This is a genomic window from Sphingomonas sp. PP-CE-3A-406 (assembly GCF_003688625.1).
Classification (GTDB): Bacteria; Pseudomonadota; Alphaproteobacteria; order Sphingomonadales; family Sphingomonadaceae; genus Sphingomonas.
In genome coordinates, this window is record NZ_RCWY01000001.1 from 1,066,619 (window position 1) to 1,089,392 (window position 22,774).

Here is a 22,774-nt window from a genome sequence, read left to right on the forward strand (position 1 = left end):
AAAACAGGAGAGATACATGACCGTGAAAATCGTCGCGCTGGTGTCCGTGCTGCCGGGCAAGGATGACGCCTTCATCGCCGCTGCCAAGACCTGCGTCGCCGCCTCGCGGGCCGAACCCGGCGTTCTGCACTACGAGTTGTGGCGCGAAGCCGAGGGAGAGCAGCGCTTCGTGTTCAACGAGCTCTATGTCGACGATGCCGCCGTGCAGCAGCACATGGCCTCCGACCATTTCAAGGCCTTCAGTCTGGCTGCCCGCGATCTCGCCGCGGGGCGACCGACGATCATCGTCACCAACCCCGTCGACATCGGCTGACGCGGCCGTCGAGACTGCCCGTCGCGATTGCGCCATAGGCAGTCGCGACGGTAAGAGGTCGGCAGGGTCTGGCGAGTGCCGCAACCTGCCGACTGGAAAGACTGTCGATGACCGTGATGGACGTGATCCCTGCCCGCGCCGCAAGCGACCCCCCCGGCGCCGCCGCCGAACTGGTGAGACGGCTGGGCGATGACGCACGACGCGCGGCGCGCCGCCTTGCCGTCAGCGATGGCGCAGCGCGAAACCAGGCTCTGCGCGCCGCCGCCGCTGCGCTGCGTGATGCCGTGCCGACGCTGTTGGAGGCCAATGCCGCGGACGTGGCGAGCGTCGCCGACAGCAAACCCGAATCTTTCCTCGATCGGCTCCGGCTTGACGAACCACGGATCGAGGCGATGGCGCAGGCGCTCGACGATATCGCCGAACTGCCCGACCCGGTCGGCCGCGAACTGGCCCGGTTCACCCGGCCGAACGGACTGGAGATCACGCGCGTCGCCGTGCCGATCGGCGTGATCGCGATGATCTACGAATCGCGTCCCAATGTCGGGGCCGACGCCAGCGGGCTCTGCATCAAATCGGGTAATGCGATCATCCTGCGCGGCGGATCCGAAAGCCGCCGTTCGACCGCTGCGATCGTCGCGTGCATGCAGACGGGTCTGCGGGCTGCCGGTCTTTCCGAAACCGCAGTCCAGACCGTCGACACGCCCGACCGCCAGGTCGTCGGCGAACTGCTCCGTGCGGTCGACCATGTTGATCTCGCCATCCCGCGCGGCGGTCGTAGTCTGGTCGAACTGGTACAGCGCGAGGCGCGCGTGCCGACACTGCTCCATCTCGACGGCAATTGTCACAGCTATGTCCACTCCGAGGCCGACGTCGCCGAAGCGGTGGCGATCATCCGCAACGCCAAGCTGCGACGTACCGGCGTGTGCGGCGCGACCGAAAGCATCGTCGTCGATCGTGCGATCGCGTCCGCGCTGCTCCCCGCGCTGGTCGATGCGATGCCCGATTGCGAACTGCGCGGCGACGCCGAGGCGGTCGCGATCGAGCCGCGGCTCGCGACGGCCGGCGCGGACGACTGGGATACCGAATATCTCGACGCGATCGCCTCGATCAAGATCGTCGACGGGCTTGACGCAGGAATCGCCTTCGTCGCCGAACATTCGTCGGGGCATACCGATGCGATCCTCACGCGCGACACCGCCGCCGCGCGCCGGTTCATGCTCGCGATCGATAGCGCAGTGGTGATGCACAACGCCTCGACGCAGTTTTCGGACGGCGGCGAATTCGGCATGGGCGCGGAGATCGGTATCGCCACCGGCAAGATGCACGCCCGCGGACCGGTCGGCGTCGAGCAGCTGACGAGCTACAAATATCTCGTCCAGGGGAGCGGCCAGATCCGCCCTTGATCCGGCCGTTTCGGACGGTGCGGATCGTGACATAGATGTCATCGTATACAGACGCATCCTTGGTATCGATGGTGCGTTGCGACCTCCGAAATGACGTCCCCTTAGCCGTCATGTTTTACGGAGAATGATACGATGAACCTGTTCGACGATCAGGTGGTCATTGTGACCGGGGGCGAGTCCGGGATCGGCGCCGCCTGCGCCAAGACTCTGGGTGATTCCGGCGCGCGCGTCGTCATCACCTATTTCAAGGATGCCGATGCGGCGCATGCCGTCTGTGCAGCGATCGGCGGCAAGGAGCGCGCGATCGCCGTGCAGACCGACGTCGGCGACGAGGCGGCGATCGAACGACTGTTCGCGCAAGCCGAGTCTGCGTTCGGCACGGTCAGCCTGCTGGTCAATTCGGCCGGGCTCAACATGAGCGGCGTGATGCTCGCCGACATGGCGCTGGCGCAGTTCGACCGCGTCATCCGCTCGGATCTCTACGGGCCGTTCCTCACCTGCCGGCGACTGGTGCGCGGGCTCGAAGCGAAGGGCGCCAAGGGCCGCATTGTCAACATCTCCTCTATCCACGAGCGCGCGCCCCGCCCCGGAGGCGCCGATTACGATTCGGCAAAGGGCGGGCTGGCTCAGCTGACCGCGACGCTCGCGCTCGAACTGGCGCCCAAGGGCATCGCGGTGAACGGCGTGGCACCGGGCATGATCCTGACGCCGATGAACCAGTCCGCGGTCGACAATCCCAAGGAGCTGGCCACCAAAGAAGCCGCGATTCCGTGGAAGCGTGCCGGTCGTCCCGACGAGGTTGCGGCGCTCGTCGCGTTCCTGCTGTCCCCCGCCGCGGACTATATCACCGGCACCACCGTCACGATCGACGGCGCGCTGTCGCTGACCGTTGCACAGGGCGCCTGACCGATGATCACCTACGCGGTCGAACAGCTCGACACGGTCGCCATTTCCGCAGGCTCGGTGATCGATGGCATGGACCTGATGAGCCCCTTCGTTTGGAAGGAAGGCAATCTCCACCGGATCATGGTGCGCGGCGTGCCCAGTCCGCTTGGCCCGCATGATCCGACCGGCGTCATCGCGCGCGGGGAGAGCCGCGATGGCCTGACCTTCACGATGGACCCGGGGCTTGCGATCGTCCCGGGCCCCGGCGCCGAGGATCTCGGCGGATGCGAGGACCCGACCGTCCTGGTGACCCCGAACAACGAATATCTGGTCTACTACACAGGCGTCGATGCGGCCCGGTCGCAGGGCTGCATGATCCTGGCAGCAGGGCTAGATCTCACCGCACTGACCAAGCAGGATCTGGTCCTGAAAGCCCCGCCCGGCGAAGGCAACATCAAGGAAGCGACGCTCGCGCAGACCGATGCGGGCTACTGGCGGCTGTTCTACGAATATGCCGCACAGGGCGCGTCGCGGATTGGCATGGCGTCCGGGCCGACCGCCAAAGGACCGTGGACCGTCCAGCCCGACCCATTCGGCATCCGCGACGACAGCTGGGACAATTGGCACCTCTCGACCGGTCCGATGTGGCAAATGCCGGGCGAGGATCCGGTGATGTTCTACAATGGCGCAACGCACGACGCCCGCTGGCGGATCGGCTGGATCAGCTTCAGCCCGGACTTCGCGCGCGTCACCGGTCGCGGCATCGAGCCGTTACTGCTGCCACCTCCCGCCGTCAGCCGCGATTCCACCGATATCGCATTCGCAGCCTCGACGGTCGCGCATGGCGACCAGATCGCGCTGTATTACTCGCTCGAAGACCGGATGCTGCGCAGAGCGCTGATCGCCAGATACCAGCGATGAGACGCGTGGTAAGTCAGCGCATCAGCGCCTGAAGCCTCGGGCGGACGCGGAGGAATCCCCGATATGTTCGTTCGAGGATCGCCAGGACCACGGCATTTTTGGCCACGAGCCCAAGCGGCCGTAGCACCGGTATGGCGCGCCACATCGCGGCGAAAGCTTCCGCGCCCGACAGCATTCGACCGTCTTCCGAGGCATGGAACCGTGCCAGCAGCGCATCGCGGTCAGTCGGGCAGACCGTGCCCGGTTCACTAGCGTCGACGAACTCGATCGCACCGCGACGATCCAGCCGCCGCATCAGCGCGATTTCGCGTCGACACAGCGGGCAGGAACCGTCATGCCAAACCGTCAATTTGTTCATGTGCCCGTCTTGGCTCCATCGTCGTTCCGCGCCGAAATCCGCGCGGCCAAAACCGTCGCGAACCCCAGCCACGCCACGAACGGCGCGCCAAGGATCGCCGCCGGACGATCGACCTTCGCGGCGGTCGCGACATACGCGGCACCGCTGACGATCATCGCGCCGGACGCGATCGCACCGGCATCGAGATCGCGCTTGCGAAAGAATATCTCGGTCCACGCGCCGATCATGCCGGTGTTGAGCAGCCACAGGCCTACCGCGGCGTTACGCGTGCTGTCGGCGGGTTGACGAAGCAGACGATAACCGCCGACCGCAAGCCCGGTTTCGAGCACCGGCCAGACCGCGCCGAAAACTGCGTCGGGTGGCGTGAAGCTCGGTTTGTCGAGGCGTTTGTACCAACGCCGAATCCGCGGATGTGACGGATCCGGGGCATTGCGTCGACCGAGCACCGCGCTCACGCCTAATACTGCTGCGACGATCGCTACCGATGCGGTGCGCGACAGACCTGTGGCCGATGGGACGGATTCGCTGGTCGTCATGCTGCGAGATACCGCTCGAGATCGTCGCTGCCGCCGATCCGCTCGCCATCGATGAACACCTGTGGCGTCGTAGCGACGCCGTGCTCGTCCTTGAACGCATCGACCTCGTCGCGCGACCGCAGGAGCCGGTCATCGACCTGGAAGCCGTTCTGCTCCAGCATCGTCTTCGCGCGTACGCCGAACGGGCAGGTGTGATCCGGCAGGATCATCCGGTACAGTATCGCGTTCTTCGTCTCGGCCATGTTCGTCATCCTCCTTACCACTCGATCCCGATCTTGCCGAAATGCTCGCCGCTCTGCTGGAACGCGAACGCCTCGGCGAGATCGTCCAGCGCGAAACGACGGTCGATCACCGGGCGGATCGCGGTCGCCTCCAGCGCGCGGACGAAATCCTGCTGCTCGCGACGGCTGCCAACGATCAGGCCCTGTAGCCGCGCTTGCTTGCCCATCAGCGCTGCGGTGGGCACCTCACCGCCGATCCCCGTCAGCACGCCGATCAACGAGATGTGCCCGCCGACCCTGACCGCATCGATCGACTGCGCCAGCGTACCGGGGCCGCCAACCTCAACGACATGATCGACGCCGCGCCCGCCGGCCCAGTCCGCAACTTTACGCCCCCACTCGGGTTCGCTCCGATAGTTGAGCGTGAAGTCGGCCCCTAGATCGCGGGCACGGGCAAGCTTGTCCTCGGACGACGATGTGATCGCCACTGTCGCCCCCATCGCCTTGGCGATCTGCAACGCCCAGATCGAGACCCCACCCGTGCCAAGCAGGAGCACCGTGTCCCCGGCCTTCAGCTTGCCGTCGACCACCAGCGCGCGCCACGCGGTGAGGCCCGCAGTCGTGATCGAGGCGGCTTCGACGGAATCATAGCCTTTGGGTGCCTTGGTGAACGCGGTGGCTGGCAGCACGACGTGGCTCTGCGCGAACCCATCGATGCCATCGCCCGGCGTGCGGCTGAAATCGCCGATGGTCGGCGTGCCGTCCTGCCAATCCGGGAAGAAGCACGACACCACATGATCGCCGACCGCGAACTCGGTCACACCTTCGCCGACGCTTTCGACGGTCCCCGCGCCATCGGACAGCGGTATGCGACCGTCTTCGGTCGGCATCCGGCCGAGCGCGACGCCAAGATCGTGAAAATTGATCGAACTGCCGTGCAACGCGACACGGATCGCGCCCGGTGGCGGCGTGCCTGGATCGTCCCTTTCGGCGATCGCGATATTGTCGAGACCCGCGGGGGATCGTAGCGTCATGATCTTCATGTCGGCTCCTTCGATGCTGTAACGCACCGCCCCGCCGAACTGGCCCCGACCGCAACCCATAGCCACGTCGTCCGGCACAAAAAAAGGGCCCGCCATCGCTGGCGAGCCCTCAGGTCGGGGAGAGGAAGGATCAGAACTTGATGGTCGTACCGATCGCGATGTTTCGGCCGAGCGAGTCGTAGCGCGACGGGATCGTGTTGGTTCGTGCGAGTGCGACGTTGTACGAGTCCACCACGATCGGCGGGTTCTTGTCGAACAGGTTGTTCGCGATCAGACGCAGCGAGAACTGCTTGGCGATCGCGAAGTTGAGCGCGAGATCGAAATAGCTCTGCGGCGCGACCCGGTAGTAGCTGGTCCGTGCCCGCGCATCGGTGCCGCCGATCGCCGGATCACCCGAATTGTCCGCATTGGTCAGCGATCCGACATAGCGCCAGTTGAACGACGCGCTGAAACCGCGGCCGACCGTCGTGTAGGTCGCGCGCAAGCCGTGCGACCATTTCGGGATCAGCTGGCCGCAACCATTGCCGTAATAGCCCGCGCAGTTGCGCTGCGGCTGGACCGGCGAGTCCTGGCCACCCGCAAACGTCGTCAACGACCCATTGAAGTTCCAGTCGATCTTGCCGACCGTCGCCAGGTCCATCGTGTACTGCGCCTGGAAATCATAGCCGCGCGCGATCGACGTGTAGTAGTTGGTCGTGCCCTGGCGGATGAAGCCAGTCGTCGGGTTGGTGCTTGCGTTGGAGAACAACGTGCCCGTGCCCGGGTTACGGACGATGCCCTGGCAGAAGAACGCATCGCCGTTCGAGCGCTGACAGCCATCGGTGTAATAGCTGTAGTCGTTGAAGCCGAGCGAGTCGTTGATCTTGATCCGGTAGCGGTCGACCGAGAAGAACAGCCCACGGACGAACCTCGGCTTCACGATCAGGCCATAGGTCTGCGTGTAGGCGGTCTCCGGCTCGGCGGTGAAGCCACCCGACCGGACGGTGCACGCTGCCGAACCGTTCGGCGTCGTGCCGTTGCTGCAGAGCAAGGACTGGCTGCCATAGAGCGCATCGGACAATCCGGTTGCCCGGCAAACGTCACGCGACGCAACCGGCGCGCCGAACGTCACGCCGTTGGGGCCATTGGTGACCGTCGGCGCACAGAAGTCGCTGAAGGTGCCAGCCCCGCCGGATGCGAAGTCGATATTCGTTGCCTGGCGGATTTCGGTGACCGTCGGCGCGCGCTGCGCCTTGTTGAACGAGGCGCGGAACGTCAGATCGCTGACGGGCGCGTAGATGCCCTCAACCTTCCAGGTGTTGAAGGTGTCCGGATTGCTGCTGTACTTCGACAGGCGATAGCCACCGTTCACCTGAAGCAGGTCGGCAAATCGCTTATGCTCGACCAGCGGGACTTGGAGTTCAGCGTTCGCTTCCCAGACGTCCTGCTTGAGATAGCTGTCGGTACCGCCGAGGGCACCGCGATACGCCGCGTCGGCGGTCGATTTCAGCGTATCCTTGCGATACTCGGTCCCCAACGCGATCGCGATGCCCTGCTCGGCAAACGGCGAGGTGATGCCGTATTTGCCGAGGTCGCCGGTGACGTTGGCCTGCACGTCATACAGCGTGCCGGTGGTCACGGCGGTACCCGTGTTCAACAGATAGTTGACCAGCGCCGGATTGGTGTTGCCGGCGCTGAACGCGTCGAACGGAACGCAGCCGGCATCGGCGGTCGTGGCGCAGGTCGGCGCCGCGAGCGTACCACCGACATTGATCGAGTTCTGCAACCGCGTCGAATTGACGAAGGTAGGCGTGTAGTCCTGATGGTTGCGGGCATAGACGCCGCCGACATCATAGGTCCACGCGCTGCCGACCTTGCCGCGGATACCGGCTGTAAAGCGGGCGCCGGTGTTCAGATAGGTATCCGGCTGATCGTTGTTATCGCCGAGACGATAGGCGATATTGATTGGTGCGGTCGTGGCGGTACCGGCAGCCGCCCCGCAGATCGCGGTGGCCTGCGAGCCCGACAGGAACGGGTTGTTGCAGTTGACCTGGACGTTGCCGCCCGCGATCCCCGGATAGTTGGTGTACGATTTATCGCGGAACCAGATACCAGAGCCGTACAGCTCGGCGTTGGGCGAGATGTCGAAGCTGACGAAGCCGCCGGCGTTGATCCGCTCAGACGGACGCTGATAAGAGTAATTGTTGAAATAGTTCGAGGCGTTGCCGGGACCCGCGCCGAACGGGACGAAGGTGCGCGAACCATTGGGATTGTTGACGAATTGCGCGTCCTTGTTCGCGCCGCTGAGCGGCGTGACGAGACCGCTGGTCGAGCTGCTCGGCGTCAGACCGCACGAGATCGGCGCGTTCAGACTCGTCTGCGTCAGGTAGCAGCCGGTGTTCGACCGGTCCGACAGCAGCACGGGGTCGGTATGCTTGTAGTTGGCGAACCCGGAAATCCGCAGCTTGCCGTCGAAGAACTTCTTGCCGGCGGTCAGCGTGAGGTCGGCACGGCCGCCGTCGTTGGTCAGGCCACGCACGCTGTTGAAGCCCGCCGCGCGTGCCAGCGGCGACACGACCGTATCCTTGTTGTTGTGATTGTAGAAATTATAGTTGCCGTCGAGCTGGATGCCCTCGAAATCCTTCTTGAGGATGAAGTTGACGACACCCGCGACAGCGTCCGAACCGTACACCGACGAAGCGCCGCCGGTCAGCACGTCGACGCGCTCCAGCAGGGTCGCGGGAATGATGCCGACGTCCTGGCCGTTCTGCGTGCCGATGCGCTTGCCGTCGATCAGCACGAGCGTCCGCTCGAACCCGAGGCTGCGCAGCTTGATCCGCTGGCGACCGTCCGAATCGGCATAGGTCTGCTGGCTGTCGGGCGCGACCTGCGGCAGGCGGTTCAGCACGTCCTCGACGTTGACCGCCGCCTGCGCGCGAATGTCCTGCGAGGTCACCGAGGTAATCGGCGCGGCGGAGGTCGTGTTGGGGCGCTGGATGCGCGATCCGGTGACGACGATCGACTGGTTCGCGCCGCTATCGGCGTTGGCGGGAGCGACTGCGGTGGTCGCGTCGGCCTGAACCTTGGCTTGTGCGGGCGTGTTGGCGCTGTCCTGGGCTGGGGCCTGAACCGGGGCCTGGACTGGGGCCTGAGCCGGAGCGACCGGGCCAGCGGCGGCATCCTGTGCCACCCCGGGCGTGGCCCAGATCATGAGCGATCCCACAAGCGCAACGCGCGATACCGAATGACTGAAATTCATATCCTACCCCTATGGCCGACAGCGCCGTACGACCGCGCAGTTCCTCCCAGCACGCTTGATCAGATAATTGGTTCCGTCAATACCTATGCAATACCTTTATGGAACATTTACGATGGATTGTTGCAAATGTGCGTCACCTCTTGGCGGGTGGGCCGCGCCTGCGTAGCATGCTGCACATACACCCGATGGAGGATCGACCGTTGACGACAAGGCGCTCATTGCTCGCGGGTCTCGGAACCTGTGGAACTCTGTCATTGGCCGCATCCTACGCGCAGGCGGCAAGCGTTCCCGCCCCCGGGGGCACGTCCCGAGGCGAAGGCGCGATGATCGTGTCGACATGGGATTTCGGCGCGGCGGCGAACGCAGCGGCATTTGCCAAGCTCAAAGCAGGTGGCACGTTGATCGATGCGGTCGAGGCCGGCGCGATGGTGCCCGAAGCGGATCCGACCAACCACAGCGTCGGCTATGCCGGCTATCCGGACCGCGACGGGCACGTCACGCTCGACGCGGTCATCATGGACGATGCCGGCGGGGTCGGCGCGGTCGCGGCGCTGGAGAATACGGTCCATGCGATCTCCGTTGCCCGACGGGTCATGGAACGGACGCCGCACACCTTCCTGGTCGGCGAAGGCGCGACGCGGTTCGCGCGCGATCAGGGGTTTCCCCAGCAATCTCTGCTGACTCCCGAATCCGAGAACGCGTGGCGGGATTGGCTCAAGACCGCGAAATACCAGCCCGAAGCCAACAGCGAGAACCGCACGCGCACCCCAGGCGGTGCGCTCGATCACGATACGATCGGCCTGCTCGCCCGCAGCGCGGACGGCCGGCTCGCCGGCGCCTGCACGACCTCGGGGATGGCGTTCAAGATGCGCGGCCGCGTCGGCGATTCGCCGCAGGTCGGTTCGGGCCTCTACGTGGAGGCCGGCGTCGGCGGTGCGACCTCTACGGGACTAGGCGAGGAAGTCACCCGGGTCGCAGGGTCGGCACGAGTCGTCGCATCGATGCGGTCGGGCGCCTCCCCGCAAAAAGCCTGCGAAGAGGTCGTGCGCCATATCGCCCATCTGCGCGGCGATGCCGTTCGCGGCGTGCAGGTCGGCTTCCTCGCGCTCGACCCGAAGGGCAATGTCGGCGCGTTCTGCCTGCTTCCCGGATTTACATACGCCGTCACCGACGCGCACGGCGTGACGAAGGTTCTCAAGGCTGCTTCGCTGTTTCAGGCCTGACACAGACTGAAGCTGGACGCTGGCGTTCCGCAATACCAATCACGCCCCACAGAATTTCTTGTGGCGGAATATCCGTCGTCCGATCGCGAACCGGGGCTCAGCGGCCCGGTTCACGATCTACTGGACCGAATGACGCCGTTCACTGATAGGCAGGTCGAACAGCAGTTCGCGGACATAGCGGACCGGCGGCGAACCGTGGTTCAGCAGCGCGTCGTTGTACCGCTTGAGGTCGAACGCCGCGCCCTGCCGCTTCCTCGCCTCTTCCCGCAGCGCCATGTGCTCCGAATAGCCGGTGAAATAGCTCAGCAACTGCGTCGAGCCGAGCGAGGCGCGGACCCATTTGCCCGCCGCCTCGCGCTCCTGCTGGAACGCGGTGTGCGTCATCAGCTGCATCGCCTGCTCGCGCGTCATGCCCTCGGTGTGGATGCCGATGTCGAGTAGCGAGTTCGAGATCGAGCGCAGCCGCATCTTGAGCACAGTCAGCTTGAACAGCGGATCGCCGTTCATGAAGCCCTCGTCCGCCATCATGCCCTCGGCATAGACCGCCCAGCCCTCGACGAACGGCCCCGAGCCGAGCACCGCGCGCAGCGTCGACTGAGTCGCATTGGCGTGCGCGAGCTGGAGATAATGCCCTGGCATCGCCTCGTGCACCGCCAGATCGTGGATCATGTAGTCGTTATATTCGCTGAGGAACGAGGTCGCCTGCGCCTCGGTCCAGTCGCCGGGGATCGGCGACACGGCGAAGAACGTGCCGAGGTTCTTTTCCAGCGGGCCGGGCGAATCGCAGTAGGCTACCGCGACGCCCTGCTGGAACTTGGGCATCGTGATGATCTTCACGGGGCCGTCGGGCATCCCGACCAGACCCTTGTCGCGGACGAACGCGGTCGCCTGCGCCAGTGCCTTGGTCGAGGCGTCGATCATGCCGTCGCGTGCCGGACGCTTGGCGTAGGTGAGTTCGAGCGCGAGCTGGATCGCGGCCTGTTGCTGCGCTTCGGACGGCTTGTCGGGAAGCAGCAGCGCGCCCTTTTGGGCGCCGAAAATCTGGCGCGCGATCGCGTACATCTGCGCACGCGTGTCGACGATCGCGGCCTGCGCGCGGCGCTTGATCTCGGCCCGGGTGAGGTCGGATTGCAGCGCGAAGCCGAGCTTCTTGTCGTAGAGCGCCGCGCCGAGGCGGAAGTCGCCCTTCGCGCCGGGGACGAGCGTCTTCTCGAGCCAGACCTGATGCTCTGCGACCGCCGCCTTTAGTTTCACGAGCGCGGCGTCGAACCGCTTGGCGTCCGCTGCCGACAATTCGCTCTCGTGCGGCGCGAGCATGGTCTCGGCGATGTCGACGATGCCGCTGTTCTGTTTCGCCACGGTCGTCGCGTAGATCGACGGTACGCGGGCGGGGACGATGTTCGCGCGCGCCTGTGCCAGCAACGCGGGAAGCGCCGCCATCCGCGCGGTCGCCGCGTTCAGCCGCTGCGGCCACGGTGCAAAATCGCGGGCAGCGAGCGAATAGAGCGAGCTGCCGGCGATGTCGTTATAGACCTGCGGGTCCCACGCCCACCCGCCGAGCGTCTCGGTATCCCAGATGTCGTAGCGCAGCGCATTGTCGAGCAATGCCGCATCGACCTGCTCCTCGCGCGACAGGGCTTTGCGGTCGATCCGCTGGAGATCGGCGAGCATCGCCTTCGAGAACGCCTCTCGCTTGCCGCGCCCTGCGGCCGACATGTCGGTGATCTGCGTGTCGAACCGGTGATCGCCGAGCGCGGTCGCCGACGATGGATTGAGCTGCGCCAGGCCATCGACATAGCGCTTCGACAGAGACGCGAACGCGCTCGTCTCGGCTTGCGCCGCCAGCGCGGGCGCAGGGATCGACGAGACGGGCAGCGCCAGCATCGCGACGCCGAGCAACAGACGGAAATTACGCATCTTGGAATTCCTGACGATCAGCGTTGTGGCGCGAGTTGTGCGTTCAGATAGACGGTGACGAGCGCGGCGCGCTTGGCGTCCTCGATCTTGTCGGCGCCCGCCGCGTGGCCGCCCTCCGGGTTCTCGTAATAGAAGAACGGGTCGCCATACGCCTCCAGCCGCGCGGCGAATTTGCGCGCGTGGCCGGGGTGGACACGGTCGTCCTCGGTCGACGTGTAGATGAACGGCACCGGATATTTCATGCCGCGCTTCAGGTTCTGGTAGGGCGAATATTGCGAGATAAACGCCCAGTCCGCCGGCTTGTCAGGATCGCCATATTCACCCATCCACGATGCGCCCGCCGACAGATGCGAATATTTCTGCATGTCGAGCAGCGGCGATCCCATCACGATTGCGCCGTAGAGATCGGGTCGCTGCTCCATCGCCACGCCGACCAGCAGGCCGCCGTTCGACCGCCCCGACACCGCGATCTTGCGCTTGGCGCTGACACCGGTGCGCACCAGATCGTCACCAACCGCGTGCAGATCGTCATACGCCTTTTGCCGGTTCTCGCGCAGCGTCGCCTGATGCCAGCGCGGGCCGTACTCGCCGCCGCCGCGGATGTTGGCGAGCACGAACGCGTTGCCCTCCTCGACCCAGAACAGCCCGGCCGGGCCCGAGCGGTACGGCTGATCGACGAGATAGGTCGGCGTCTGCGCGTTGCGGAACCCCCCATAGGCATGGACGAGCGCGGGCACCGGGCCCGTCGTGCCCTTCTTGCGCACGAGGAAATACGGTATCTTCGTCCCGTCCTTCGACGTCGCGAACCGCTGTTCGACCTGCATCCGGGACGCATCGAACCGCGCCGGCAGCGTGTCGACCGCGACCGGCTTGGCGGCTGGTCGGACCGCATACAAGGCCGGCGGGCTGAGGAACCCCTCGACCATCGCATAGGCCAGATCGTCCTTGCCGGCGGTCGCCTCGAGATGGATCGTCGACGCGGTCGGCAACGCCGCGATCGACTGGGTCCAGACACCGTCGGCACCGCGCGTCAGCGACACCAGCCGCCCCGACACGTCGTCAAGCATCTTCACCCATAACACCGACTTGCTTGAATCGACCTGTTCGACGGCCTGTCTGGCGGTCGGCACCAGCACGCGCTCGATCGTCGGATCACGTCCGGCCAGCACGTCGGCGATCGCATAGGCGACCACCGCGCCGGCGGGAATGCCGCGCCAGTCCGACGACAGCGTCGCGATCAGCCGCCCGTCGAGCACCGTGTCGATCACCGCATCGTCGGGCAACGGCGTCGCCACCAGTCGGCCATCGGCCGCGACATGACTCCGCTTGGCATGGAAGAAATCGACGTCGCGCGACACCAGCGCATAGCGGCGGTCGCCCTCGGTGAAGACCGCCGTATTGATCCCGACATCGCTCGGCGCAGCGCTGGCGATCTCGGTCGCGGCGGACAGCGGTGTGCCCCGTCGCCACAGCTTTGCTGTCCGCGGCAGACCCGAGGTGGTGAGGCTGTCCGGCCCGAAGTCGGTCGCGACATACAGCGCGTCCGGCCCGGCCCAGTTTACGCCTGACTTGAACATCGGCACGACGAAACCGTTCGCGACGAACTTGCCCGAGGGAATGTCGAACTCGCGCTCGACCACCGCGTCGCCGCCGCCGTTCGACAGCGCCACCATGCAGCGATCGTAGGACGGCGATCGGCAGGTCGCGCCCTTCCACACCCAGCTCTTGCCCTCCGCCTTGCCCAGCGCATCGACGTCGATCAGCGTCCGCCACACCGGCTTGCCGCTGCCGAACGAGGCGAGCGACGCTACCCGCCACAGGCCGCGCGGATTCGCCTTGTCCTGCCAGAGGTTGACGACCTGATCGCCGAGGATCTGGTCGGGCGTCGCGATCTGGCGATCCGCCTGCAACAAATCGAGCGCACGCTGGCGGTAGCGCGCATAGCCGGGCTTGGCTTCGAGCGCGGCGAGCGACTGCGTGTTCCACCGCTTCACCGTATCGAGCGCACGCGTGCCGTGAATGTCCTCGAGATACGCGTTCGGATCGGTAGCGGGGGCCGGCGTCTGCGCCAACGCGGTTGTGGAAAGGGCCAGCAAGGCCAGGAACGGCAGGCGTCTTTGCATCATCACTCTCTTTCGTTCGATGATGCGACCTTAGGCAGCGTAGTCCGCTCTGCTAACCCCTTCTCTCCGCCGATCCGCGATCAGTCGGCCTCGAGCGCGAGCAGCGCGAACGTCGCCAGCCAATGCTCACCCATGTAGTCGTCCGCGAGATGCGGCAGCGCCTCGGCGAGGTGCGCGTCGGCGATCGCACGAGCGGCGGCAGGATCGGGCAGCGCGTCGGCGATCGTCCGCCAGCACCACGCGCGCGACAGGTTCACGCCATCGAGATGCGCGAGGCGGCCGTCCGACCGGTCGCTGACGATCGCGGGAGAGCGCAGGCACGCCGTCGCCGGACCGAACGGATCGGGCAGGAATGCCGCCAGCCACGGTGCGAACCCGGCCCCCAGCACGTCCTTCATCAACGCCGCCTCGCACAATGTCGCCGACAGGAAATCCTCGCCGCTCGGCTCGAACGGCAGGCAATCGCGATCGTCGCCATACCAGTCCCCCGCGCGCGCCTCGATCAGCGCGGCGAGCGACGCGTCGTGCGTCCGCGCCCAGCGCAGTGCGTGGACCAGTGCGAACGCGGTGCAGTCGTGCTTGCCGCTGCGGACCGGATAGATCAGCTTCGGCAGGTACGCCGCAAACCGGCCTGCGAACGCGCGTGCCAAAGGCTCGACCGCCGCCGCCCACGGCCGATCGGGCCGCAATGCCAGCTCGTCATGCAGCGCTAGCAGCCAGCCCCAGCCGTAAGGCCGCTCGAACCCGCCGGTGCCCGGCCGATCGAGATAGGCGACCTCGCCCGCGATCAAGGCAGGAACGAGCATCCGATGCGCTAGCGCCTCGACCTCGGCGGCTTCGGACATGTCCGGATGTAGCCGCGCAAGCCGCATCACCTGCCACCAGCCATGCACGCAGCTGTGCCAGTCGAAACTGCCGTGGAATACCGGGTGCAGCGTCTTCGGCAGCGCGAGGTCGCCGGGGCCGTCCAGCACTTGGTCGAGCTTGTACGGCCATTGGCGCGTCAGGTGCCCCAGCGTCAGCCCGGCGAACCGCGCCGCGGTCGTGCGATCGAGCGTGTCGGTCATTCCATCATCCCGTATCGGTGCAGGTCGGGTGTCAGCTGCTGTGGTCCGCGATGATCTGCCACGCGGTCCCGCGCCGTTCGAACACCAGCGTCGTCATCCCGCTTTCCACGGTCGACGGCCCGGTCAGCGTCCAGCGTGCGAACAGCATCGCATGCCGCGGATCGATCCCGCGCATCTCGAGGACTGCGAACGACAGCGTGCCTCGCGCATTGCCGACGCCGCGGAAGCTCGGCTGATATTTGGCCGCGATCGCCGTCTTGCCGCGCAGCAGCCCCTTGGGCGTCACGAACACGGCATCGTCGGCATACACCGCCATGAACCGCGCGAGATCGCCCGCATTCCAGCCCGCCGCGCTCACCGCCATCGTCTGGCGGATGGCGGTCTCGGCCGGGACCTGTGCAGGCGCCGCGGCGGCGCTCATCATCACGATCGGCACCAGCAGAGCACGCATCATTCTTTCCCCACCAGTTCGAGCAGCGCCGGTTCGTCGACGGGCTCCGAAAACAGGAAGCCCTGGTACAGACCACAGCCGCCCGCCGTGAGCAATTCGAGCTGCGACGGCGTTTCCACGCCTTCGGCGATCACCGCGAGCCCGAGCGACCGCGCCATCGTGATCGCACCGGCAACCACCACCCGGTCGCGCGCCGATCCGTCGATATCGCGCACCAGCGACTTATCGATCTTGACGTAATCGAGCGGCAGCGACTTCAGATAGGCCAGGCTCGAATAGCCCGTGCCGAAATCGTCGATCGCAACGCGGCACCCTGCCCCGCGTAGCTCCGCCAGCAACGCCGATGCAGCCGCCAGGTCTTCGATCAGCCCGGTCTCGGTGATCTCGACGGTCAACCGCCCGCGCGGAAAGCCGCTTTCGTCGACCCGTGCCAGGAACAGCGCCGCGAACCCCGGCCGCGTGATATCCGCCGCGGTCAGGTTCAGTGAAACCCGCAACGTGTTCAGCGCCGCCGGCCAGGCAACCGCACGCGCGAGCACCAGCCGCTGGATATGATCGGACAAGGCGATCCCCAGGTCGGCGCGGTCGGCGGCGTCGAACAGCGTGTCCGCGCCGAGCGGCCCCAGCGTCCGGTGGCTCCACCGCGCCAGCGCCTCGACACCGGTGATCCGGCCGCTCGCGATTTCGACCTGGGGTTGCCAGCGCAAGTCGATCTCGTCGCGTTCGATCGCGTGATGCAGGTCGATCGCCAGCGCATCGATTGGCGCGACGCCGTCGGGCAGCGCGACATGCAACACCGATCCGTCACTCGCCTTGGCTTCCGCCAGTGCTTCGCTGGCGCGGCGCAGCAACGCCGCCGCGTCGTCGCCCGGCTGCCGCTGCGCCACCCCGAACCGACAGCCGAGCACGGCACGCGTATCGGCCACCGCGAACGGCCGCGCGAGCGCCGCGTCGAGCGCGGTGATCGCTGCCGTCACCGCCGCACCCGACGCCTCGATCACCAGCGCGAATTCCGACCCGCCAAGTCGCGCGACCATCGAGTCCACGTCGATCGCTGCGTGCGCGATCGTCTCGGTCCGCCGCACCGCTGTCTCGATCAATGCGTCCACCATCGGTCGCCCATGCGCCGCATTGACGATATCGAGCCGCGACAACGACACCAGCACCACCGCGACCGGGCAGTCGGCGGCGATCCGGCCGATGATCCAGCGGCGAACGTCACCGGTTTCGCGGTCGTACAACGTTGCGCCAGGAATCCTGCGCCGGTCGACCGCACTCCCAGAAGAGCGGACCGCATGGCGCCCGGCGAAGCGGAGCGCCTGGATCAACTCGCTATCGGCCGCCGGGCTCGTCAGGAATTGCGTTGCACCCGCATCGAAGAACTCGCCGATCGCTTCGACATCGCCGCGCGACACCAGCACCAGCAGCGCCGCGCCGTTGGTGGCAACCAGCCCGCCCAGCGCGAGCGTCGCCGCGATACCCTCGTCGAGCGCGCCGCGCGCGTCGATCAGCGCCACTGCCGCGCCGCTTGCGAGAAAGCGGCTTTCGATCGCCACGGCATCGCTAGTCACCGCCGCATGCCAGTCCGCGCCGGCGCCGGCATCGGCCAGAATCCTGGCGATCTCATCGCGTTGACGGAACGATACCGCGAACAGCGTCGTTGCCGTCTGCATGTCTTCCATATCCGTCGCACCCCACCCCATCGGTGCGAGCCTAGCCGCAGCGTCGCTGCCCGCCAATCCATTACCGTCCGGTTCGGCCTTGTTCGAGGCTCCTCCTGTGCTTAGCTCGTCTATGATGATCGACTCTGCCCATCCCCTGCCCGGCGTTCCGGCGCAAAAGCCGTTGCAGGACACGCATGGTCGCACGATCAAGTATCTCCGGATTTCGGTGACGGACCGGTGCGATCTTCGGTGCCGGTATTGCATGGCCGAGCAGATGACGTTCCTGCCGCGCGCCAAGCTCCTGAGCCTCGAAGAGATCGCGATCATCGCCGAGCGGTTCATCGCGCGCGGGGTCACCAAGATCCGGTTGTCGGGCGGCGAGCCTCTCGTCCGCCGCGATGTTGCCGAACTCGTCCAGCGCCTGGGCCACAACATCGGAGCTGGCCTGGAAGAGTTGACGATGACCACCAACGGCACGCGTCTCGCGCAGCATGCGGAGGCGATGGTTGACGCTGGCATCCGCCGCGTCAACGTCAGCATGGACAGCCGCGACCCGGAGCGGTTCCGCTACATCACTCGTCACGGTGACGTGTCGCAGGTGATCGGCGGGATCATGGCGGCGCGCGACGCGGGGCTGGCGATCAAGATCAACATGGTCGCCCTGAAAGGTTTCAACGAAGACGAGATCGCGCCGATGCTCGCATGGTGTCGCGACGAGGGCTTCGACCTGTCGCTGATCGAAACGATGCCGCTCGGCGCGATCGACGAGGACCGCACCGATCGCTTCCTGCCGCTGACCAAGGTGTTCGACGAGCTGAGCGAGCAGTTCACGCTTGCCCGCGATGCGTACAAGACCGGTGGCCCGGCGCGCTACTGGAACGTCGACGGCACGCGCACCCGGCTCGGGCTGATATCGCCGCTGACCGCCAATTTCTGCGACGGCTGCAACCGCGTTCGCCTGACGACCGAGGGCAAGCTCTACATGTGCCTCGGCCACGATGATCAGGTCGATCTGAAAGCCGCGCTGCGCGAGGGCGGCACGGCCGGGCTCGACGAAGCGATCGATGCCGGGCTCTTCGCGAAGCCGAAGGCGCACGATTTCCGCATCGGCGTCGGCGAGCGCCCTGCGGTCTCGCGTCACATGAGCGTCACCGGAGGATGAGCCGGTTCGAGCGGCTGGCGCTGGTCGCATCCACGACACCGCCCGCTCGCGCCGCCGAAGCCCAGCTTGCCGATACGGGCGACTGGGTATCGGTCGACGAAGCCGACGCGATCATCGCGCTCGGCGGCGACGGTTTCATGCTTCAGACGCTTCACGCCATGCTGGAGCGCCGCAAGCCGCCGGTGCCGGTCTTCGGCATGAACCTCGGCACGGTGGGGTTCCTCATGAACGAGTGGCGCCATCATGGCCTGCTCGATCGCCTCGAGCGCGCGAAGCCGTTCAAGGTCGTGCCGCTCACGATGACCGCGATCGGCGTCGATGGCCGCACGCACACTTTGCCCGCGATCAACGAGGTGTCGTTCCTGCGCGAGACCCGCCAGACCGCCAATCTGGAGATTACGGTAAACGAGCGGATCGTCCTGCCCGAACTCGCCTGCGACGGCATCCTGGTCGCCACGCCGGCCGGCTCGACAGCATATAATCTGTCCGCGCACGGCCCGATCCTGCCGTTGGGCTCGGGCATGATCGCGCTGACCCCGATCAGCCCGTTCCGTCCGCGGCGCTGGCGTGGGGCGATCCTGCCCGACAAGGCCCGGATCGGCGTCCGCGTCCTCGACGCCGCCAAGCGGCCCGTATCGGTGGTCGCCGACCAGCGCGAGATCCGCGATATCGCCCGCGTCGACATCTGCATGGACCGCGCCCGCGAGCTGACACTGCTGTTCGACCCGGAGCACGCGCTCGACGACCGCATCACGATGGAGCAGTTCATCTCCTGACGCGGTCGCCCGATGCAGGGCCGGAACGAAAGTTTTCGGATTTACGTCGAAACCCGCTTGCATGATCCGGAGGGCCAGTTATAGAGCCGCCCTCGGCAACGATCCCTGATAGCTCAGCGGTAGAGCTCTCGACTGTTAATCGAGTGGCCGTAGGTTCGAATCCTACTCAGGGAGCCAGTTGCAGGCCGCATAAGTCCTCGCTTTTCGGAGTGCGGCGGCGCCAGTGCCAGCCGGGTGTTATTACATATATTATGGCACACGTTATGACATTCGCGGCTCGTTCTCGCGATATCGCCGGCCGCTGCGAAGCGCGACTTTTCGATCAGCTTCGAACGACGTCCGGCATCAGGATATAGCCGTTGCCGCGTACCGTGCGGATGATCTCGGTCGCATCGAACGCCTGCAGCTTGCGTCGTAGGCGGCTGATGTTCACGTCGATCGTCCGCCCCCGCGACAGGCTCTCCGCCCTGCCCGACTGCGCGATCATGTCGTCGCGCGTGTGGACGATCTGCGGCTGCGACACGAACACGTTGAGCAACTGGAACTCGCCGTCGGTGAGACGAACCGCGGTACCGTCCGGCGTGTGCAGCGTCCGCATGCGACAGTTCAGCGTCCATCCGGCGAACGTGTAGGCCTCGACCCTAGCTGAAGGCGCCGCCTCGTTCGCTATTGGCTCGTGGGCTCCCGAGGGAGCAGGCGTCGCAGCCCCGCGCCGCCGCAACACCGACCTGATGCGGGCCAGGATCTCCCTGGGACTGGAGGGCTTCGTGACGTAATCGTCCGCGCCGAGTTCGAGGGCGACCACCCGGTCCACTTCGCCCGCAAGCGCCGAGAACATGATGACCGCCGGCGCATCGCCGCTTTGCGTCAGACTGCGCAGCACCGACAGGCCGTCCTCGCCCGGCATCATCATGTCCAGCACGACGAGATCGCACGCATGATGCGCCAGCCACGCGCGCAGCGCTGCCCCGCTCTCGACCGCCTCGGCACGCAGGCCGTGATCGACCAGAAATTCGGTGAGCAATTCCCGCAGACCGGGATCGTCGTCGACGATGACGATCCGCGCACCGCCGACGACATGGTCATCGACATCGCTCGGAGCGGCTGAGCTTTCAGGAAAGCCTGGATGGAGTGTGATCATGCCGACGCCCTGCATCGCGTGTTTGTCCGGGATATTTCAGGCGTAACGCTCACGTCGTGCGCGCGACACGGTTTGCGATGATCTGTTATGCAGCGACGACGTGATGCGGCCGGGGATCACGCCGTCGTCGTCCAAGGCAGCGTTCGCGCGCAGGACCTTCGGTTCTTTCATGAGCCCGGTGATCGGCGCGGCGCGATCACGGAAACGTCGCTCCGCTCGCCATCGCCTTGCTGGGGCTGAGCCCCGGCTGCTCGAGAAACTGGTTGAGCCCCGCCACCAGCGCCTGCGTGGCGGCGCCGGTCAACGCGACTCGCCCGACGACGACGAGCGAGTGGTCACCTCACGTCGCGGCCATCATCGACGGTCAGTCCTGCGCAGAAACGCGCGCGTCGCCTTCTCCCTCGACGCCCGCACTCCCGATCGACCGGTCAATCATCCCGGACCGGCTCATCCACCAGAACAGCGCCACGCCCGGCAGCGCGAGCACGGTCGTCAGAAGATAGAAATTCACATAGCCCATCGCGTCGATCAGTCCGCCCGCCGTGGTGCCAGTCACGATCCGGCCGACGACGCTCGCCGCTGCCGAGATCAGCGCGAACTGCGCCGCGGTGAAACGCAGGTCGCACAGCGCCGAGAAGTACGCGATCACGACGACGCCGCCGAAACCGCTGGAGGCATTCTCGAAGCCGATCGCGCCCGCCATGCCGATATTCGAATGGCCAGCCGCCGCCAGCGCGGCAAACGAGAGGTTCGACACGCCCATCAGCACTAGCGACAACAGCACCGAGCGCTTCATCCCCATCCGCGCATACAGGATGCCACCGATGAAGATGCCGACCAGGTACGCGAAGAAGCCCACGCCGACGTCATAGAATGCGATCTCGTCGCCGGTGAAGCCGAGATCGTCGAACAGCAGGCGCAAGGTCAGGTTGGCCAACGTGTCGCCGACCTTGAAGATCAGGATGAAGGCGAGGACGACGAATGCACCTTCGCGCGAGAAGAACTGCACGAACGGCACCCAGATCGCGCGGAACCCCTCGCCCAGCCCGCGCCGTTCGATCGGCGGACGGCGACGTTCGGGCTCACCGAGCACCAGTCCCGCCAGCACTGCAGGCAGCGCGAAGATCGTGCAGGCCAGATACGCCGCGCTCCAGCCAGCGCGTTCCGCCACGACCAGCGCCAGCGCACCGGCACCCGCGGAGCCGATCCGCCAGCCATATTGGCTCATGCCGGAGCCGACGCCCAACTGGCGCGGTTCGAGGATCTCGATCCGGAATGCATCGATCACGATGTCGAACGTCGCCCCCGCCGCACCGACCAATATCGCTGCGGTCGCGGTACTGGCGATGCTGGCCGACGGATCGACCAGCGCGAGGTTCACCACCGCCGCGATCACCAGCGCCGCCGTGACGATCAACCAGGAAACGCGCTGACCGAGGCGACCAATGATCGGCAGCCGGACACCATCGACGATCCATGCCCACAGGAATTTGAGATTGTAGACGAGGAAGGCGAGACTGAACGCGGTCACCGTCTTCTTGTCGATGCCGCTCGCCGCTAGCCGCGTCGTCAGCGTCGCGCCGATCATCGCATAGGGAAAGCCCGACGACATCCCAAGCGCGAGGGCTGCCAGGGGCGCCTTCTCGGCATAAGGCCGAAATCCGTCGCTCCAGCGCTTGCCTGCGGTGTCGTCCATACGCCAAACTTCCCTACTCGATCGAGCAGGACCCTAGCGCGAAAACCGCGGGATGCCAGCGCAGGCTGGCGTCAATGACAGCTAGGTCAGCGTCGCGAACAGCCTGAACCCCGGCGGCAGGCGCTTCGGAGTCGCGCCACCGATCCGTGCGTCGATGACCGCGATCGCACCGATCAGGTCGCGCGGCGCATAGGGCTTTGCCAGGCAACCCGTCGCCAGCGCCATCGCCTCGTCCGGAAAGTTGCCGGTCACGAACATCACCGGCACGCCGCGCGCTTGCGCCGCGCGTGCCACGTCGAGACCCGAGCCATCGGCGAGATGAACGTCGACCAGCACCAGGTCGATTTCCGCATTGCCCTCCGCATCGGTGCTGTTGGCAATGATCGCGAGCGCATCGGCGACGCGGTCGACCGTCGCCACGATCGTGTAGGCCGCCTCGGTCAGGAAATGCTCGTTGTCGAACGCGATCAGCGGCTCGTCCTCGACCAGCAGGAGGCGCACGATGTTTCGCTTCTTCTTGCCGAACAACATGATGGTCGAGACCCCACAGCGTGCCGAACGATCGTTACGCTTGTGGGTCTAACGCACCGCAACACGAACGGTCGCAAATATTTCGCGCTTGGCGCCGATCCATAG

20 protein-coding genes and 1 tRNA gene are annotated in these 22,774 nt (G+C 66.0%); 8 read left to right on the plus strand and 13 right to left on the minus strand.

From position 1 onward, the window contains the following. The first annotated feature begins 16 nt into the window (after positions 1–16). From C8J44_RS04575 to C8J44_RS04590, 4 genes are all read left to right on the plus strand, one after another. Complete coding sequence (locus C8J44_RS04575; RefSeq protein ID WP_121903493.1) at positions 17–313, plus strand: putative quinol monooxygenase; 297 nt, start codon at positions 17–19, stop codon at positions 311–313. A gap of 116 nt (positions 314–429) precedes the next feature. Further along, complete coding sequence (locus C8J44_RS04580) at positions 430–1,716, plus strand: glutamate-5-semialdehyde dehydrogenase (protein ID WP_220683094.1); 1,287 nt, start codon at positions 430–432, stop codon at positions 1,714–1,716. A 132-nt stretch (positions 1,717–1,848) separates the two neighbouring features. Beyond that, the gene (locus C8J44_RS04585) at positions 1,849–2,622 is read left to right on the plus strand and encodes an SDR family NAD(P)-dependent oxidoreductase (RefSeq protein ID WP_121903495.1); all 774 of its coding nucleotides are present in this window, start codon (positions 1,849–1,851) and stop codon (positions 2,620–2,622) included. 3 nt (positions 2,623–2,625) lie between these two features. Beyond that, a complete protein-coding gene (locus C8J44_RS04590; RefSeq protein ID WP_121903496.1) occupies positions 2,626–3,522 on the plus strand; it encodes a glycosidase in 897 nt (298 codons plus the stop codon). 13 nt (positions 3,523–3,535) lie between these two features. Here C8J44_RS04590 and C8J44_RS04595 read toward each other — a convergent pair whose 3' ends face one another. The 5 genes from C8J44_RS04595 to C8J44_RS04615 all read right to left on the minus strand — a co-directional run bounded on the left by C8J44_RS04595 (position 3,536) and on the right by C8J44_RS04615 (position 8,870). Then, positions 3,536–3,880: a thiol-disulfide oxidoreductase DCC family protein gene (locus C8J44_RS04595; protein WP_121903497.1), complete on the minus strand. Its 345-nt coding sequence runs from the start codon at positions 3,878–3,880 to the stop codon at positions 3,536–3,538. Continuing rightward, positions 3,877–4,416 (minus strand): TspO/MBR family protein, encoded by a 540-nt coding sequence (locus tag C8J44_RS04600; protein WP_121903498.1) that lies wholly within the window; start codon positions 4,414–4,416, stop codon positions 3,877–3,879. The genes C8J44_RS04595 and C8J44_RS04600 overlap by 4 nt, the downstream gene beginning before the upstream one ends. Next, positions 4,413–4,658 carry a glutaredoxin domain-containing protein gene (locus C8J44_RS04605; protein WP_121903851.1) on the minus strand — a complete coding sequence of 82 codons (246 nt, stop codon included), beginning with the start codon at positions 4,656–4,658 and terminating at the stop codon, positions 4,413–4,415. The genes C8J44_RS04600 and C8J44_RS04605 overlap by 4 nt, the downstream gene beginning before the upstream one ends. Positions 4,659–4,672: 14 nt before the next feature. Beyond that, positions 4,673–5,680 carry an NAD(P)-dependent alcohol dehydrogenase gene (locus C8J44_RS04610; RefSeq protein WP_121903852.1) on the minus strand — a complete coding sequence of 336 codons (1,008 nt, stop codon included), beginning with the start codon at positions 5,678–5,680 and terminating at the stop codon, positions 4,673–4,675. Positions 5,681–5,810: 130 nt separating this feature from the next. Beyond that, positions 5,811–8,870, minus strand: a complete 3,060-nt coding sequence (locus C8J44_RS04615) for a TonB-dependent receptor domain-containing protein (RefSeq protein WP_259466709.1) — start codon at positions 8,868–8,870, stop codon at positions 5,811–5,813. Between the two features lie 371 nt (positions 8,871–9,241). Between C8J44_RS04615 and C8J44_RS04620 the strand changes: the two genes are divergently transcribed. Next, on the plus strand, positions 9,242–10,141 hold the full coding sequence (locus tag C8J44_RS04620) for a N(4)-(beta-N-acetylglucosaminyl)-L-asparaginase (protein ID WP_259466710.1): 900 nt from the start codon (positions 9,242–9,244) through the stop codon (positions 10,139–10,141). 117 nt (positions 10,142–10,258) lie between these two features. Here the strand turns inward: C8J44_RS04620 and C8J44_RS04625 are convergent, their stop codons facing one another. The 5 genes from C8J44_RS04625 to C8J44_RS04645 form a co-directional block, all read right to left on the minus strand. Next, complete coding sequence (locus tag C8J44_RS04625) at positions 10,259–12,058, minus strand: DUF885 domain-containing protein (RefSeq protein WP_121903501.1); 1,800 nt, start codon at positions 12,056–12,058, stop codon at positions 10,259–10,261. Between the two features lie 17 nt (positions 12,059–12,075). Then, positions 12,076–14,181: a prolyl oligopeptidase family protein gene (locus C8J44_RS04630; RefSeq protein ID WP_121903853.1), complete on the minus strand. Its 2,106-nt coding sequence runs from the start codon at positions 14,179–14,181 to the stop codon at positions 12,076–12,078. Between the two features lie 80 nt (positions 14,182–14,261). Next, on the minus strand, positions 14,262–15,248 hold the full coding sequence (locus tag C8J44_RS04635) for a DUF2891 domain-containing protein (protein ID WP_121903502.1): 987 nt from the start codon (positions 15,246–15,248) through the stop codon (positions 14,262–14,264). Positions 15,249–15,279: 31 nt separating this feature from the next. Then, complete coding sequence (locus C8J44_RS04640; RefSeq protein WP_259466711.1) at positions 15,280–15,699, minus strand: SgcJ/EcaC family oxidoreductase; 420 nt, start codon at positions 15,697–15,699, stop codon at positions 15,280–15,282. Beyond that, positions 15,699–17,372, minus strand: coding sequence for an EAL domain-containing protein (locus C8J44_RS04645; RefSeq protein WP_183128696.1), 1,674 nt, complete (start codon positions 17,370–17,372; stop codon positions 15,699–15,701). The genes C8J44_RS04640 and C8J44_RS04645 overlap by 1 nt, the downstream gene beginning before the upstream one ends. A 124-nt stretch (positions 17,373–17,496) precedes the next feature. Between C8J44_RS04645 and moaA the strand changes: the two genes are divergently transcribed. The 3 genes from moaA (at position 17,497) to C8J44_RS04660 (ending at position 19,478) form a co-directional block, all read left to right on the plus strand. Further along, positions 17,497–18,525, plus strand: coding sequence for a GTP 3',8-cyclase MoaA (gene moaA / locus C8J44_RS04650; protein ID WP_121903855.1), 1,029 nt, complete (start codon positions 17,497–17,499; stop codon positions 18,523–18,525). Further along, positions 18,522–19,301, plus strand: a complete 780-nt coding sequence (locus tag C8J44_RS04655) for an NAD kinase (protein ID WP_056047646.1) — start codon at positions 18,522–18,524, stop codon at positions 19,299–19,301. The genes moaA and C8J44_RS04655 overlap by 4 nt, the downstream gene beginning before the upstream one ends. A gap of 102 nt (positions 19,302–19,403) precedes the next feature. Further along, positions 19,404–19,478, plus strand: a tRNA-Asn gene (locus C8J44_RS04660). A 145-nt stretch (positions 19,479–19,623) separates the two neighbouring features. On the opposite strand, the gene C8J44_RS04665 is transcribed toward C8J44_RS04660, so the two are convergent. From C8J44_RS04665 to C8J44_RS04675, 3 genes are all read right to left on the minus strand, one after another. Next, positions 19,624–20,442, minus strand: coding sequence for a response regulator (locus C8J44_RS04665; RefSeq protein WP_121903856.1), 819 nt, complete (start codon positions 20,440–20,442; stop codon positions 19,624–19,626). Positions 20,443–20,806: 364 nt separating this feature from the next. Continuing rightward, the gene (locus C8J44_RS04670; RefSeq protein WP_121903503.1) at positions 20,807–22,138 is read right to left on the minus strand and encodes an AmpG family muropeptide MFS transporter; all 1,332 of its coding nucleotides are present in this window, start codon (positions 22,136–22,138) and stop codon (positions 20,807–20,809) included. A gap of 81 nt (positions 22,139–22,219) precedes the next feature. Further along, on the minus strand, positions 22,220–22,669 hold the full coding sequence (locus tag C8J44_RS04675; protein ID WP_121903504.1) for a response regulator: 450 nt from the start codon (positions 22,667–22,669) through the stop codon (positions 22,220–22,222). Positions 22,670–22,774 lie beyond the last annotated feature (105 nt).

Excerpts from the sequence above, each read along its gene's own strand:
- C8J44_RS04665 (WP_121903856.1), bottom strand. The coding sequence starts at position 20,442 with ATGATCACACTCCATCCAGGCTTTCCTGAAAGCTCAGCCGCTCCGAGC.
- C8J44_RS04625 (WP_121903501.1), bottom strand. The coding sequence starts at position 12,058 with ATGCGTAATTTCCGTCTGTTGCTCGGCGTCGCGATGCTGGCGCTGCCC.
- C8J44_RS04615 (WP_259466709.1), bottom strand. The coding sequence starts at position 8,870 with ATGATCTGGGCCACGCCCGGGGTGGCACAGGATGCCGCCGCTGGCCCG.
- C8J44_RS04670 (WP_121903503.1), bottom strand. The coding sequence starts at position 22,138 with ATGGACGACACCGCAGGCAAGCGCTGGAGCGACGGATTTCGGCCTTAT.
- C8J44_RS04635 (WP_121903502.1), bottom strand. The coding sequence starts at position 15,248 with ATGACCGACACGCTCGATCGCACGACCGCGGCGCGGTTCGCCGGGCTG.
- C8J44_RS04595 (WP_121903497.1), bottom strand. The coding sequence starts at position 3,880 with ATGAACAAATTGACGGTTTGGCATGACGGTTCCTGCCCGCTGTGTCGA.
- C8J44_RS04575 (WP_121903493.1), top strand. The coding sequence starts at position 17 with ATGACCGTGAAAATCGTCGCGCTGGTGTCCGTGCTGCCGGGCAAGGAT.
- C8J44_RS04600 (WP_121903498.1), bottom strand. The coding sequence starts at position 4,416 with ATGACGACCAGCGAATCCGTCCCATCGGCCACAGGTCTGTCGCGCACC.
- C8J44_RS04655 (WP_056047646.1), top strand. The coding sequence starts at position 18,522 with ATGAGCCGGTTCGAGCGGCTGGCGCTGGTCGCATCCACGACACCGCCC.
- C8J44_RS04675 (WP_121903504.1), bottom strand. The coding sequence starts at position 22,669 with ATGTTGTTCGGCAAGAAGAAGCGAAACATCGTGCGCCTCCTGCTGGTC.
- C8J44_RS04580 (WP_220683094.1), top strand. The coding sequence starts at position 430 with ATGGACGTGATCCCTGCCCGCGCCGCAAGCGACCCCCCCGGCGCCGCC.
- C8J44_RS04640 (WP_259466711.1), bottom strand. The coding sequence starts at position 15,699 with ATGCGTGCTCTGCTGGTGCCGATCGTGATGATGAGCGCCGCCGCGGCG.
- C8J44_RS04605 (WP_121903851.1), bottom strand. The coding sequence starts at position 4,658 with ATGGCCGAGACGAAGAACGCGATACTGTACCGGATGATCCTGCCGGAT.
- C8J44_RS04590 (WP_121903496.1), top strand. The coding sequence starts at position 2,626 with ATGATCACCTACGCGGTCGAACAGCTCGACACGGTCGCCATTTCCGCA.
- C8J44_RS04630 (WP_121903853.1), bottom strand. The coding sequence starts at position 14,181 with ATGCAAAGACGCCTGCCGTTCCTGGCCTTGCTGGCCCTTTCCACAACC.
- C8J44_RS04610 (WP_121903852.1), bottom strand. The coding sequence starts at position 5,680 with ATGAAGATCATGACGCTACGATCCCCCGCGGGTCTCGACAATATCGCG.
- moaA (WP_121903855.1), top strand. The coding sequence starts at position 17,497 with ATGATCGACTCTGCCCATCCCCTGCCCGGCGTTCCGGCGCAAAAGCCG.
- C8J44_RS04620 (WP_259466710.1), top strand. The coding sequence starts at position 9,242 with ATGATCGTGTCGACATGGGATTTCGGCGCGGCGGCGAACGCAGCGGCA.
- C8J44_RS04585 (WP_121903495.1), top strand. The coding sequence starts at position 1,849 with ATGAACCTGTTCGACGATCAGGTGGTCATTGTGACCGGGGGCGAGTCC.
- C8J44_RS04645 (WP_183128696.1), bottom strand. The coding sequence starts at position 17,372 with ATGCAGACGGCAACGACGCTGTTCGCGGTATCGTTCCGTCAACGCGAT.